At 53.4% G+C, this 13,739-nt stretch carries 11 protein-coding genes; 4 read left to right on the forward strand and 7 right to left on the reverse strand.

Annotated features, from left to right (window positions below; genetic code table 11):
• The first annotated feature begins 1 nt into the window (after nucleotide 1).
• Nucleotides 2-1,450 carry a PLP-dependent aminotransferase family protein gene (locus KCG43_RS04385; protein ID WP_218383534.1) on the forward strand — a complete coding sequence of 483 codons (1,449 nt, stop codon included), beginning with the start codon at nucleotides 2-4 and terminating at the stop codon, nucleotides 1,448-1,450.
• Nucleotides 1,451-1,468: 18 nt separating this feature from the next.
• Here the strand turns inward: KCG43_RS04385 and KCG43_RS04390 are convergent, their stop codons facing one another.
• From KCG43_RS04390 to KCG43_RS04400, 3 genes are read right to left on the reverse strand one after another with little or no spacing between them, the layout of a single operon-like run.
• The gene (locus KCG43_RS04390; protein ID WP_218383538.1) at nucleotides 1,469-2,452 is read right to left on the reverse strand and encodes a peroxiredoxin; all 984 of its coding nucleotides are present in this window, start codon (nucleotides 2,450-2,452) and stop codon (nucleotides 1,469-1,471) included.
• A 34-nt stretch (nucleotides 2,453-2,486) separates the two neighbouring features.
• The gene (locus tag KCG43_RS04395; protein WP_218383541.1) at nucleotides 2,487-2,990 is read right to left on the reverse strand and encodes a TlpA disulfide reductase family protein; all 504 of its coding nucleotides are present in this window, start codon (nucleotides 2,988-2,990) and stop codon (nucleotides 2,487-2,489) included.
• An 11-nt stretch (nucleotides 2,991-3,001) separates the two neighbouring features.
• A complete protein-coding gene (locus KCG43_RS04400) occupies nucleotides 3,002-3,688 on the reverse strand; it encodes a cytochrome c biogenesis protein CcdA (RefSeq protein ID WP_218383543.1) in 687 nt (228 codons plus the stop codon).
• Between the two features lie 221 nt (nucleotides 3,689-3,909).
• Here KCG43_RS04400 and KCG43_RS04405 point away from each other — a divergent pair, with 221 nt between their 5' ends.
• Nucleotides 3,910-6,258, forward strand: coding sequence for a winged helix-turn-helix domain-containing protein (locus KCG43_RS04405; protein WP_218383546.1), 2,349 nt, complete (start codon nucleotides 3,910-3,912; stop codon nucleotides 6,256-6,258).
• A 64-nt stretch (nucleotides 6,259-6,322) separates the two neighbouring features.
• Here KCG43_RS04405 and KCG43_RS04410 read toward each other — a convergent pair whose 3' ends face one another.
• Nucleotides 6,323-6,604, reverse strand: a complete 282-nt coding sequence (locus KCG43_RS04410; protein WP_218383548.1) for a hypothetical protein — start codon at nucleotides 6,602-6,604, stop codon at nucleotides 6,323-6,325.
• Nucleotides 6,605-7,124: 520 nt separating this feature from the next.
• Here KCG43_RS04410 and pykF point away from each other — a divergent pair.
• The gene (pykF, locus tag KCG43_RS04415) at nucleotides 7,125-8,537 is read left to right on the forward strand and encodes a pyruvate kinase PykF (protein ID WP_192015434.1); all 1,413 of its coding nucleotides are present in this window, start codon (nucleotides 7,125-7,127) and stop codon (nucleotides 8,535-8,537) included.
• Between the two features lie 436 nt (nucleotides 8,538-8,973).
• Here the strand turns inward: pykF and ilvN are convergent, their stop codons facing one another.
• A complete protein-coding gene (gene ilvN / locus KCG43_RS04420) occupies nucleotides 8,974-9,468 on the reverse strand; it encodes an acetolactate synthase small subunit (RefSeq protein WP_027251784.1) in 495 nt (164 codons plus the stop codon).
• Nucleotides 9,468-11,186 carry an acetolactate synthase 3 large subunit gene (locus KCG43_RS04425; protein WP_192015433.1) on the reverse strand — a complete coding sequence of 573 codons (1,719 nt, stop codon included), beginning with the start codon at nucleotides 11,184-11,186 and terminating at the stop codon, nucleotides 9,468-9,470. The genes ilvN and KCG43_RS04425 overlap by 1 nt, the downstream gene beginning before the upstream one ends.
• Nucleotides 11,187-11,201: 15 nt before the next feature.
• On the opposite strand from KCG43_RS04425, the gene KCG43_RS04430 reads away from it, so the two are divergent.
• The gene (locus tag KCG43_RS04430; protein WP_218383550.1) at nucleotides 11,202-11,432 is read left to right on the forward strand and encodes a hypothetical protein; all 231 of its coding nucleotides are present in this window, start codon (nucleotides 11,202-11,204) and stop codon (nucleotides 11,430-11,432) included.
• A gap of 355 nt (nucleotides 11,433-11,787) precedes the next feature.
• Here the strand turns inward: KCG43_RS04430 and KCG43_RS04435 are convergent, their stop codons facing one another.
• Nucleotides 11,788-13,608, reverse strand: a complete 1,821-nt coding sequence (locus tag KCG43_RS04435) for a long-chain fatty acid--CoA ligase (protein WP_218383552.1) — start codon at nucleotides 13,606-13,608, stop codon at nucleotides 11,788-11,790.
• Nucleotides 13,609-13,739 lie beyond the last annotated feature (131 nt).

The raw sequence follows: 13,739 nt of genomic DNA on the forward strand, positions 1-13,739 counted from the left end.
TATGCCTCACATTACTCCTACACTCATAGAAACCGGCGATCTTTCGATCACTGGTGGTTCGGGTACGCGCCAGGATCGACTTTTTCACGCGATCCGTGAAAAGATTGTCGGTAATTTGTGGCCAATGGGCGGGAAATTACCGTCAACGCGCAAACTGGCTGATGAATTATCCCTGAGCCGCAATACCGTCACGGCGGCTTATGAGCAACTGGTCGCGGAAGGCTATATCGAAAGCCGGTTGGGCTCGGGATTTTACGTCTCTGTTGAGCTGCCGGAACACTATCTGACGGCGCAATCACCACGAGTCGAGAGCAAGCCGCCAGCCACCGCGCAGACCTTTCATCTGAATGCGCCTTTTGCGCCCGGTGTGCCGGATCTGGATGCATTTCCGGCGGCCAAATGGCAAATCTTATTGCAGCGCCACGCTGGTCGGCAATCACTGATGGGTAACCAGGATTTGCAAGGGTTACCCGTACTGCGACAGGCGCTGTCTGACTATCTGGCTTCCAGCCGCTCGGTTCATTGTGATCCCGATCGAATCATCATTACCAGCGGAGCACAGCAGGCGCTGTCTCTTGCCCTGCTGGCGACACTCAACCGGGGTGATCGGATACTGATGGAGCAGCCGGGCTACACCCAGATGCGCAAGATCATCAACTGGCAGGGTTATCACTTACAACCGCTTCCTGTGCGGGCATATCAGGGGCTGGATGTAGAATCCGTGCTGGCCTGTGAGTCAGAGGCACTCTACTTAACCCCCAGTAATCAGTACCCGATGGGCACGACTCTGAACACAGAACAAAGACTGAAGCTGATTAAGTGGGCTGTACAGGGCAAGCGCTGGATCATCGAAGATGACTACGACAGTGAATTTCAGTTTGCCCACCGCCCTTATACCAGTCTGCAGGGGCTGGCCGGCCAGATGGGCTGTGATGATCAGATACTCTATGCCGGCTCATTCAGCAAGGTGATGTTCAACAGCCTGCGGCTGGGTTATCTGGTGGTGCCGCCCTCGCTGGTATCACCTTGTCTGATGATCAAAGATGCCCTGACCGGCGACACCCAGGCGCACACTCAGGCCGCACTGGCCGATTTCATTCAGGAAGGTGATCTGCTGCGCCATATCCGAAAAATGCGTCGGCTGTACAAAGAAAAGCATCGCTTGATGCTGGATGCCATCAGCCGATTTTTCGGGGATCAGGTTGAAGTGATCAGCCAGCCTGCCGGACTGCACATTACGCTCAGGTGGCAGGGCGGGATCAATGAGCATGACTGGGCGGAGCAAGCAGCGGCCGCCAGCATAGTGCTGCGGCCGCTGAGTTATTACGAACACCAGCAGCACCAGGCCAGAGACTGGCACGGAGCAGTGCTCGGCTTTGGCAATGTGGCTCCCGCAGACATCGAACCGCGGGTTGCCCGCCTGGCTGCACTGTTCCACAGCCAGCCATGACGGACAATCTCTCCGGGATCAACGTATCTGGTCGCCGCGGTACTGAATGCGCCCTTGCGGCCCGACATCGATCTGATAGGGCGTGGCATGTACGCCATACGCTTTGTACAGTGCATTGTCCGTATCAAAGATCAGCGGGGCCGTCAGTCCAAATTTTTCCGCAAAGCCTGCTGCGATGCCGGCATCAATGTAATATCCGCTGATCACGCCAACCCACTGGCGTGATTGATCCGACTCGACCTGCTGCTGCCACTGTGCCAGCTTGTCCTCACAATCCGGGAAGTGCGGCATCGGGCACAGGGCATCAACAAAGACCAGAGACACAGATTGCTTGCCTTTGTTTTGCGCCAGCAATCCCGCCAGCGACACAGTCTGATCAGATAAAGTCTGGCGCTCAAACCGGGGCGCTTCAGCACCTATCTTCGGCACCACATAAGACGCAGGCTGTTTACGCGTCATACTTTCTGATTCAGTTGGCGGCTGGACCGCTTTCCAGGCGTAGGTTTCTGCATCCCGCGCCGGGGGCGCTTCAGCCTTGGCCGCTGGATTCAGGTAAGCCAGCAGGGCGTCATTCCCGCCCGAAAACACGACTTTTCCGTGCTCAATCAGCACATGTGCCGGGGTTTGCCAGAAGCCGAACTGCTTGAGCAGCGCCTGCTGATGGTCGAGCACCAGTGGTGCGACTTGCGGATAATAGCTCTGAAATTCCTGCAATTGCGCACGCGTCACATTAAATTCCGGCTGTATCCAGATTTGATGTGTCGATTGCCGGAATGATGCTGGCAGCTGTTCAACAAAAGCCTCCGTCCCCCCACCGGCATAGCTGGTCCAGATATCCAGAAACACCAGATGGGTTCGTGTCTCATCAGACAAATCTATCGGCTGGCCGGACAGGGTTTGTTGCCGCTCCAGTAATGCCACGCCTGATTCAGCCTGAGTCACCGCCGGTGTCAGCAGGCAGGCCAGCACAGAAAATGTGTATAAAAAACCCGATCGTTTCATGCGTTCATCCTCTCATTTTCGTTCGTAGAACACTTCAGTCCTGAGCCCATTGCTCGATGATCTGATCCAGCTGGTCAGTGGCCAGAAAAGTGCGGTAGGCCACTTTTCCGTCTTTGTCGATCAGAATATGGTGCGGGGTGCCCACCACCTGATACTTCTGGGTGATCTCCCCGTTGGCATCAAAGATGGTCGGAATGTCATACCCTTCCTGACTGAAAAACTGCTGAATATTTGCCACCGAATCATTGAAACCAACATTGATCGACATCACTTTAATCTCATCACCAAATTGCTGCTCAATGGCATTCAGATGCGGCATCTCAGCTTTGCAGAAGCTGCACCAGGTCGCCCAGAATTTGAGATAGACAGGTTGTTTGCCAAGGTAATCCGATAAATCGAATGCTTGGCCAGACAGAGTTTTAGCCTCAAACAGCGGTGCGGTCTGATCCGTCTCCGCGGCCTGGACTGCAGACATTGACACGGCAACTGCCAGTACCATGACTTGCCACCCTTTGTTGATTAACACAGAAGCTTTCATATCATCTCCGTTTACATTACCTGAAAGAAAAAGAAGGTCCCGGCGCCGGCCATCAGAGCGGCCATCAGCCATTTCACCCGGTTCATCCACTGACCAGAACGCGGCAGCGACGTCAGCAGGCCACCGAAAGTGCCAGCCAGCACCAGCAGCGCGCTCATTCCGAGCGCAAACACAAACATCAGCAAAGCGGCCCAATACGCATTACCGGAGGAGGCGACGTACATCAGCAGCATGCCCAACACCGGAGAAGTACAGGGCGCCATTACCAGCCCTGAACAGGCACCGGCCAAAAATGTGGCAATCACGGGCTGACGGACAAACTGAGGCAGAGGCAGACCCAGCGAGAGGCCCGGTAACTGAAGCCAGCCGAGCATCCAGGCGGCCATGGCGAAACAAAACATCCCCACCAGCATCAGGGTGATCGGGTGGCTGGCCACAACACCAAACAGTTGCCCGGTCGTCGCCGCCAGTACCCCCAGCAAGGCGTAAATCACAGCAAGGCCAATCACATAACTCACAGAAAGGCCGAAGGACTGCCAACGTCCTTTGGCATGGCTGCCAACCACAGAGACAGTGATAGGCAGCATGGGATAAACGCAAGGAGTCAGGCTGGTCAGCAGCCCGGTAAGAAATACTGCGCCAACAATCCACAACCCGAATTGCTGATTGAAAAGCGCGGTCTGAATAGCGGTTTCCATAGGAGGTCGCATCCTTTGTTAATAAAGATGCAACGGTTATATCGAACAACTCAGTTTGAGTTCTCAAATCGGCCTAAAATGGCGGTAAAATCTAAATGAAATCAATATAAAACAAAAATAATCAATAACTTAAAGCTTGAGCATTTTCCACTATCAGATTGATTTCAAGTTGTTTGTCCGTAAAATGAAGCATCATAAATCAACACTCAACCGGACAATTTATGGCCTGCTTTCAGTTTGCTGCCTTTACGTTTGATCCCGAAACAGGACAGTTGTGCCAGCAGACGTCCGCAGGTCAAACCGACATCCACCTGCGCCATAAAGTGTCACAGTTACTGACCTATTTACTGACCCATCCGGATCAGCTCATCAGCAAAGACACCCTGTTGGACGCTCTCTGGGAGCACAGCGAATACCGGGAAAATTCCCTCACACAAAGTATTCGTGAGCTGAGAAAAGCGTTGGGTGACAGTGCCCAGAACCCGCAGTTCATCCGGACCTATCCTCAGCGGGGATATCAGTGGATCTGTCCAATCAGCGAACCGAGGCGTCAGGACGTACCATCACCCACACGACAGGAAGCGCGGCCTGAAAAACGAACCCGCCAGATATCCAGACCCGTTCTGCTCTCAGGCCTGTTCACTTTACTGGTTCTCATTTCCGGATTGTGGCTGATGCAACGCCCGGTATTTCTGACGGCTCATAACCCGCCGCCACTCAACGCCCATCGCAGCACCGGGCTGGTCGTGTTTCCCATGATCAATGACACAGGCAAAGCCGAGTACGACTGGGTTCAGCTCGGGCTGGCCGATATGCTGTCAGTGCAATTGAATCAAAACGGACCACTGAGCGTGATTCCGCCGGCCCTTGCTAAAGCCTGGCTTCTGGATGCGGAGCTCAGCTGGCCTGCACTTCCGGCTCAGATACGCACGCTGCTCAAACAGCGGGGCTACGAGGCAGCATTGTTTGCCAGCGTCCGCCTGCACAATAAGCAGCAGGTGCTGACATTTCAGGTGATTTATGCGGACGGCCGGACTCAGCAAGGCAGTATGAGCTATCCGCAACTGGCATCAGCCATGCATTCAGTCAGTCACCAGCTAAACCGACTGCTCAGCCCCGGCGACATACGGCCCGAACCTCAACAGGCTCCGGCGATTGCCGTACAGACGCTGGCACAAGGGCGATCATTGCTGCAAACACAAGGCGCTCAGGCGGCCAGGAAATACTTCGAAGCGGCGCATATTCTGGAACCAGAGAGTCTGTGGACTCAGATCCAGCTGGCCGGTACGGAAGTACTGCTGGGGCAGTGGCCGCAAGCAGCGCTTCGGCTTCAGGCTCTGCCGGAAGCACTGGTGCGTAAGGAACCGGCTTTGTATGCGGCGCAGCGCTACTGGCTGGCTGAACTGAGTTACCGACAGGGCGATTCGGATGCTGCCACTTTGACTGATGAGGCTGTTCGTGCCGCAGATCAGTCGAATGATCCACAGATGCGCATCATGGCTTACCAGCTACAGGCGCAGCTGGCGTGGAATGAGATGGACTGGGAAACCCATAACCAGATCACGCAACACATCACTGCACTGTTAGGAAAAGGACAGGCACTGCGTCAGGATGCCGATCAACAGTTTTACCTCGGCCGTCCCGCCAGTGTCGGGCTGGAAAGAAGCCCAGACAATGACCTTGCGGCCAATAAAGAGCGCCTGTTTAAGGCACTGAATTTTTATCGTCAGCTTGCTGATCAACCACGTCAGGCTGCTACATTACTGGCCATCGCACAAAATGATCAGATTGAGCCACCGATCCGCGAATCTTCCTTGAGCGAAGCCATCGCAATGTACCGTGATCTCGGCCAGCCTTATGAGCTGGCGCTGGCATTGATTTATCAGGGATTTTATTTAATGCAGTCCCATCAGGGCCGAGCTGCGGACACTTTTTTCACTGAAGCCAGGGCTTTGGCTGAACAGCTCGGTGCGCGACGCTTGCTCCTCGACAGTGAGTTCTACCAGGCCTTTGCCACCATGGATCAAGGGTTGGATCTGCAGTGGCTGGGCAAACACGGGCAACAACCCCAACAACTGGCACGCGCTGAGAAAGCTTTTTCACAACTGCTGACAAAAGGGGTATCTCCTCTTTTGCAAGCCAATATCGCTTTATTTCAAGGCTGGATCGCAGCCGATCAACACCAGATATCGTTGGCAATGGAACATCTTGATCGTGCCGGGCACCTGGCACAATCGCTGAACCTCCCGCTGACCCAGAGCTATATCCGCTACAGCAAAATGCGGATTCATTTAGAACAGGGCAACTATGCTGCCGTGATTGCATTGAGCAGTGTCACGCCTATCACCCGACTTGAAGCAATTTACACCGCCCGGGCCCATTACGAGCTGGGGCAGCCTGCCCGGGCAATTGCCACTCTGGCACAGTTTCAGTCAGATTTTCCCGAGCAATGGCAACCTGAAGACGAACAGCGGCAGCAACACTATCAACAGGCTTTACAAGGCCGTTCTATCGTACTGTCAGCTGAGCCCAAAGCCCATCTCGTCTATTGCGAGAGCGGCTGGTTGTAGACTTCACGAACGATCGCCCCTCCGTCTAACCCTGAGCGCCGAAAGCTGATCGGGACGGTAAAGGTCAAGCGCTCACCCGCCATACCGGACGGCGGCCTGGGCAGAGGCTCGGCCCGTTTAACCAGCGCCTGAGCTGACCATGCATAGGCGCTGTGATCGCCTCGGCTTTCTCTTGGGCTTTCACGCCTGTTGGCGCACTGGCCGCTGTTGCCGCCGCCTGTTGTGCTGCCGCGGTCGGTTCAGCGGCTTTCACGGTTTTGTCAGGCTGTGGTTTAACGGGTTGCTCTGGCGGCGCTTTTTCAGCAGATATTTGCTCCACAGCATGGTAAGCAGGCCAAAACCTCATAAAATTCAGCGCCTGTCATGAAACAGCAATCTCTCTTCAACAGAATTGGTTATTTGATAAAAATCTTTTTTCGGCCGGGTGAGCCCCCAATCCTGCTGATGAGTAGGTCAATGCCTTATCGTCTGTGGCTTTTATCGAGGAATCAGACGCATAGATATCTGGTCGGGTCAAAAAGTTGACACAACTCACATGCTGGTAAGGAAAAGAAACTCTGCTATACTTACGACCTTGTTAATTCAGCCACTTTGTGGCACTGGCAGCGGATCTCCACAGCCCTTGTGTCGACGATTCAGTCAGTCTGTAAGCCTTTTCGTCAGCTTTATCAAAGCAATGCAACTGCTTTTATAAAGCAAGTAATGTTGCCAAACAATTTGTATGGCTCAGTGATACCTTTCAGGACTTTGTTGATAAAAACACGATCATGATCTCATTTTGTAGCTATGATTCAACATCAACAGATCACCCCTTTGAGGTATAAAAGCGCCAGAAGTTTCCTTCAAGTTCTCGGAGAATATTCTCAATGAAAAAAACCAAAATCGTCTGCACGATTGGTCCTAAGACAGAATCTGTTGAAATGCTGACCAAACTGGTTAACGCCGGTATGAACGTTATGCGTCTGAACTTCTCGCACGGCGATTTCGCCGAGCACGGTCAGCGTATCCAGAACGTTCGTGAAGTCATGGCGCAAACCGGTCAACCTGTAGCCATTTTGCTGGATACCAAAGGGCCTGAAATCCGCACCATCAAACTGGAAGGCGGCGCAGACGTTTCACTGACAGCTGGTCAGGACTTTACTTTCACCACTGATATCACAGTTGTCGGTAACCAAGACCGCGTGGCCGTGACTTACCCTGGTTTTGCCAACGATCTGAGCGCAGGCGACACTATCCTGGTTGACGATGGCCTGATCGAAATGGAAGTGCTGGCGACGACCGACACAGAAGTGAAATGCCGTGTACTGAACAACGGCGATCTGGGCGAAAACAAAGGTGTGAACCTGCCTGGCGTGTCTGTCAAACTGCCGGCACTGGCTGAGAAAGACAAAGCCGACCTGAAATTCGGTTGTGAGCAAGGCGTTGACTTCGTTGCCGCTTCTTTCATCCGTAAAGCAGAAGACGTTAATGAAATCCGCGAACTGCTGAACGCCAACGGCGGCGAGAAGATCCAGATCATCTCTAAAATCGAAAACCAGGAAGGTGTTGATAACTTCGACGCGATTCTGGAAGCTTCTGACGGCATCATGGTTGCCCGTGGCGACCTGGGTGTCGAAATCCCGGTTGAAGAAGTGATCTTCGCACAGAAGATGATGATCGAGAAATGTAACCGCGCCCGTAAAGTGGTCATCACTGCCACTCAGATGCTGGATTCTATGATCAAGAACCCGCGTCCGACCCGTGCGGAAGCCGGTGACGTTGCCAACGCCATCATGGACGGTACGGATGCCGTGATGTTGTCTGGTGAGTCCGCGAAAGGTAAATACCCTATTGAAGCCGTGACCATCATGGCGCAAATCTGTGCCCGTACCGACTCAGCAATGCGTGCGTCACTGAGTGCGCGCCTGGACAGCCCTCGCCTGCGTATTACTGAAGCCGTCTGTAAAGGTGCGGTAGACACATCCGAGAAACTGAATGCGCCACTGATTGTTGTAGCGACCGAAGCCGGTAAGTCTGCCCGCTCTGTGCGTAAGTACTTCCCGACGGCCAACATTCTGGCTATCACCACTAACACCAAAACCGCCGCTCAGCTGTGCCTGACTAAAGGCGTCACGCCAGTGGTTGTCGATGCCATCGAAAGCACTGATGCCTTCTACGCACGCGGTAAAGCGCTGGCGCTGGAGTCTGGTCTGGGTGCAAAAGGCGATATCGTGGTCATGGTCTCTGGTGCGCTGGTACCTTCAGGCACGACTAACACTGCCTCGGTACACGTACTGTAATTTCAGCCGTTACGGCAATTGCTGCATATAGCAAGGCGCATAGAAAACGGGAGCTTCGGCTCCCGTTTTGTTTATCTGCCCGACTGTTTCGCGTTACCCGACAAAAGGTTCACCAGCCAAAGATTTCCTTGTGATGCGTATTCAGTAACAAGACAGCCAGCAGGAAATACAAGGCACTGACGTGAAAGCCGAGCCAACACAGCAACAATGCCATACAACGAACTAAAACGGTATTGAACATCGACCTGCCCTCCACGCATGCTGTCTGCCAGATAGAAAACATCTGAAATCCAATGGCACAGCCACACGGTCAACCGAAAATGTCTCCGCACTCCTTATTAGACTTTAGTCTAATGTCGACAAAAAAGGCCACTACGAAAAAGCCCGCCAGGTATTGCCTGGCGGGCTTGAAAAGGAAGGTATTTTGCTGGAAGGATCAGGCTTTCAGTGAACGCTCACCGCGGGCAATGCCGACCACGCCGCTGCGGGCAACTTCAATGATTTCAGTCGCTTCGCTGACCGCGTCCAAAAACGCATCCAGTTTGTCACTGGTGCCGGCCAGCTGAACGGTATAAATCTGGCTGGTAACATCCACAATCTGACCACGGAAAATATCCGATGTCCGCTTCACTTCGGCACGGGCATAACCGCTGGCTTTAACTTTCACCAGCATCAGTTCACGCTCAACATGTTCAGAGTCGGTCACATTACTGACTTTCAGAATATCGATCAGCTTGTGCAAGTGCTTCTCGATCTGCTCCAGCGCCGCATCTTCCACACTGGTGGTGATGTTCAGCCGCGACAACGTCGGGTCATCCGTCGGTGCCACAGTCAAAGATTCAATGTTGTAACCACGCTGGGAGAACAGCCCCACCACGCGTGAAAGTGCACCTGGTTCGTTTTCTAATAATACTGATACAATCCTGCGCATTAGGTTCTCTCCGTTTTACTCAGCCACATTTCACTCATGGATCCGCCTCGGATCAGCATTGGGTAAACGTGCTCTGTTTCATCCACGCTGATATCGACAAAGACTAACTTATCTTTCATTGCTAAAGCGCGTTCCAGCTCACTTTCCAGCTTCGCCGGATCCGAAATTCGGATACCGACATGGCCATAAGCTTCTGCAATAGCGGCAAAATCAGGCACTGAATCCATGTAGGAGTGCGAGTGGCGGCCCTGATAAATCATGTCCTGCCATTGTTTTACCATGCCCAGAAAACGGTTATTCAGGTTAATGATTTTCACCGGAATGTCGTACTGGAGGGCGGTCGACAATTCCTGGATATTCATCTGAATACTGCCGTCACCGGTCACGCAGAGAACTTCCGCATCAGGAAAGGCGAACTTCACGCCCATCGCCGCCGGCAGGCCAAAGCCCATGGTGCCCAGACCACCGGAGTTTAACCAGCGCCGCGGCTTGTCGAACGGATAATACAGGGCCGCAAACATCTGGTGCTGACCCACATCCGATGCCACGTAAGCATCGCCATTGGTTAATTTATAAACCGTTTCAATGACTTGCTGAGGCTTGATGCGATCACTGTCAGTTTGGTAGCTCAGACACTTGCGTGCCCGCCAGGATTCTATTTCGCTCCACCATTCATCCATCGCGGCTTTATCGTTGCTGTCCTGCTGCTCTTCCAGCAGTTTCAGCATGCTGTTGAGCACCGCATCTGCCGAGCCGACGATCGGAATGTCGGCTTTAACTGTCTTCGAAATCGACGACGGGTCGATATCAATATGCATGATGGTGGCGTTCGGACAGTATTTTTCCAGATTATTGGTGGTACGGTCATCAAACCGGACGCCGATACCAAAAATCAGATCAGCATTGTGCATGGTCATATTCGCTTCATAGGTACCATGCATACCCAGCATACCCACGCTGTTATGGTGCGTGCCGGGGAAAGCGCCCAGCCCCATCAGGGTACTGACCACAGGAATATTCAGGCTTTCTGCCAGTGCCAGCACTTGCTGCTCACTGTTCGACATGATGACACCGCCACCCACGTACAGCACCGGCTTCTTAGCGGCCAGCAAGGCTTTCACGCCACGCTTGATCTGACCTTTGTGGCCCTGCAGGGTGGGATTGTACGACCGCATGCTGATCGCTTCCGGGTACTGGTACGGATAGGCTTTTGACGGATCCAGCATGTCTTTAGGGATATCAACTACCACAGGTCCGGGACGGCCGCTGGCTGCGATGTAAAAGGCTTTTTTGATGATGGCCGGAATATCTTCTGTTCGCTGCACCAGAAAACTGTGTTTAACAACCGGACGGGAAATACCGACCATGTCGCATTCCTGGAAAGCATCGTTACCAATCAGGTGGCTCATAACCTGACCGGACAGTACCACCATAGGGATTGAATCCATATACGCGGTGGCAATACCTGTGATGGCGTTGGTTGCACCCGGACCGGATGTCACCAGTACAACGCCGACGTCACCTGTAGCGCGGGCATAGCCGTCAGCCATGTGAACAGCTGCTTGCTCATGGCGCACTAATACGTGCTCGATGTCGCTCTTTTCATGCAGCGCATCATAAATATCCAGAACAGAACCGCCAGGGTAACCGAAGATATGCTTCACGCCTTGGTCGATCATCGAACGGACGATCATATCAGCGCCGGACAACATTTCCATATTCTTGTCTCCAGGTTGCGTATACCTGCGTCTGTACCGGAGCACCTGACCTTGTGTGCCGGGTATGATGGCGAGCTGGGGCTGTCTTTCTGTGCCGGAGCAGCAGAAGGGCAGTCATACCGGGTTACGCCAGCATACCGAACGGGTTTGCTTAACATTCGTCGCCGTCAGCAAGACAGCGGTAGGGAGCAGACCAACAGTGTCAGTGGTACAGACGGGTATAACATAGTTAGGGCTTATCTTTAGCCTAAAGAAATCCAGTGTGTTTTCGTACTATGTGACTGCCAATGGACATTCCCACCAGCAGTAACCCAGTCGCCACCTTAACGTTTTTTAACCGCTGGCGTCCATTCCCCACAGCTATTTCATGGTTATTTTCTGTACTGACTATAAATAACCTTATTAACGGCCAGAGAATAAACACAGAGCGGGATAATGAACCAAAATCACACTAAAAAATCAGCATATACACCCATCACTATCCGTTACAAAGCAGGAATGCTGACAGAAAATCATGAAAAGGCAGGCGAGAGTATGACAGGTAAGACAACGGCCTGCCGGCAGGCCGCTGGTTGCGGAAAGGATTTCGGACTGTAGCCGCTTAACGCTTCGGTGGCTCCTGGCGCGGGTTCTCGTGATACATGGCTTCAATCTGCTGATGATAGCGTTGAAGGATCACCTTGCGGCGCAGCTTCTGCGTCGGTGTCAGCTCTCCATCATTCATAGAGAATGCCTTGGGCAGTAACGTAAACTTTTTCACCTGCTCAAACTTGGCGAGATCTTTTTGCAACTCGGCAATGCGTTTCTCGACCATGGCCATAATCTGGCTGTGCCTGAGCAGCTCCAGACGGTTGTGATACTTGATATTCAACTCGCGGGCGTGATTTTCCAGGGTGTCGAAGCAAGGCACCACCAGGGCAGAAACAAACTTGCGGGCATCGGCAATCACCGCGATTTGCTCGATCATCGTATCCTTGCCGATCGCGCCTTCAATCACCTGAGGCGCAATATACTTACCGCCTGAGGTTTTCATCAGCTCCTTAATCCGGTCGGTGATGAAAAGATTCCCCTGTGCATCGAATTCGCCGGCATCACCGGTTTTCAGGAAACCGTCCGGGGTAAAGTTCGCGGCGGTTTCTTCCGCCAGCTTGTAGTACCCGCGCATCACCATGGGCCCGCGCACCAGAATTTCACTGTTCTCACCGATTTTCACTTCCGCACCTGGCATCAGGGTACCAATCGAATCGGCGTTAAAACCCATATCGTCCCAGCAGGAGACGGTGGCCGTGGTTTCCGTCATCCCGTAGCCCAGCTTGACGTTGATGCCTATGGCATGAAAGAAACGTCCGATACCGGCATCCAGCTTGGCGCCGCCGCAAGGCATGAACTTAATGCGTCCGCCCAGCACATCACGCAGCTTTGACAGCACCAGCTTGTCTGCCGCTTTGTGGGCGATGTTTAACCAGACCGCCGGCCGCCGGTTCTGCTGCCGGCATGCCGCCATACGGTGACCAATGGCCAGCGCGGCGTGAAACAGCGCCCGGCGGTGAACAGGCGCTTTGGCCACTTTGGCCTGCACCGCACCGTAAATTTTCTCGTAAACACGCGGCACCGCTGACATCACATTCGGACGCACTTCCACCAGCGCCTCACGCACGGCATTGGTATCGGTCAGATAACAGTTGATACCACCGCGGTGCAACACATAGAAGCTCCAGGCGCGTTCGAACACATGGGACAATGGCAGGAAACACAAAGAAACATCCCCTTCACTCAGGGCCAGTCTCTGATCATGGCCTTGCAGCTGCGCAGCAATATTGGCGTAATCCAGCATCACCCCTTTGGGCGTACCTGTGGTGCCAGAGGTGTAGATCAGCGTCAGCAAATCATCCATCCGGCAATCTGCCAGACGGGCCTGCAGCACCTCTTCATCCCCGCTTCTACCCTGGGCGACAAACTGCTGGTAATCACACACCAAAGCATGATCGGTATGGTCACTGTGCCCATCCATCAGCACGATACGTTCCAGCTGCGGGCACTCTGCCGCTATCTGCAATACCGCATCCAGTTGGGCGGCTTCGCCCACGAACAGTACCTTGATGTCGGCGTTATTGATGATATAAGCCGCTTGCTGAGCGGTACTGGTCGGATAAATCGGCACCGTCACCCCGCGCAGGTACAAGGTCGACAGATCGGCGACCGTCCAGCGGGCCATGTTGGGCGAAAAAATCCCGACTTTATCCTGAACGCCGATGCCCTGAGCCAGCAACGCCAGTGAGAGCTGGTGAATCTGCTCCCCCAGCGTCTGCCAGCTGATGTCCCGCCACTGGCCATCATGATGATAGCGAAGCGCGATACGGCTCCCCAAACGGGCGATCTGGTGCTGAATACGGTGAACTATGTGGTAGTCAAGTTGTGACATAAACGGCTCTGTCATGAAATTAGCTTACAGCTGTTCGCTGAAGGAGCGGAGAGTCTACTGATCGGACATCAAAAGGCAACAGAGATCATCAGAGTGACAGGCAGAATGCTGCATGGCTCTCACTCCTTAAG

The sequence above is a fragment of the Photobacterium sp. WH24 genome (assembly GCF_019204055.1).
GTDB lineage: Bacteria > Pseudomonadota > Gammaproteobacteria > Enterobacterales > Vibrionaceae > Photobacterium > Photobacterium arenosum.

Excerpts from the sequence above, each read along its gene's own strand:
- KCG43_RS04385 (WP_218383534.1), top strand. The coding sequence starts at position 2 with ATGCCTCACATTACTCCTACACTCATAGAAACCGGCGATCTTTCGATC.
- KCG43_RS04390 (WP_218383538.1), bottom strand. The coding sequence starts at position 2,452 with ATGAAACGATCGGGTTTTTTATACACATTTTCTGTGCTGGCCTGCCTG.
- KCG43_RS04395 (WP_218383541.1), bottom strand. The coding sequence starts at position 2,990 with ATGAAAGCTTCTGTGTTAATCAACAAAGGGTGGCAAGTCATGGTACTG.
- KCG43_RS04400 (WP_218383543.1), bottom strand. The coding sequence starts at position 3,688 with ATGGAAACCGCTATTCAGACCGCGCTTTTCAATCAGCAATTCGGGTTG.
- KCG43_RS04405 (WP_218383546.1), top strand. The coding sequence starts at position 3,910 with ATGGCCTGCTTTCAGTTTGCTGCCTTTACGTTTGATCCCGAAACAGGA.
- KCG43_RS04410 (WP_218383548.1), bottom strand. The coding sequence starts at position 6,604 with ATGAGGTTTTGGCCTGCTTACCATGCTGTGGAGCAAATATCTGCTGAA.
- pykF (WP_192015434.1), top strand. The coding sequence starts at position 7,125 with ATGAAAAAAACCAAAATCGTCTGCACGATTGGTCCTAAGACAGAATCT.
- ilvN (WP_027251784.1), bottom strand. The coding sequence starts at position 9,468 with ATGCGCAGGATTGTATCAGTATTATTAGAAAACGAACCAGGTGCACTT.
- KCG43_RS04425 (WP_192015433.1), bottom strand. The coding sequence starts at position 11,186 with ATGGAAATGTTGTCCGGCGCTGATATGATCGTCCGTTCGATGATCGAC.
- KCG43_RS04435 (WP_218383552.1), bottom strand. The coding sequence starts at position 13,608 with ATGTCACAACTTGACTACCACATAGTTCACCGTATTCAGCACCAGATC.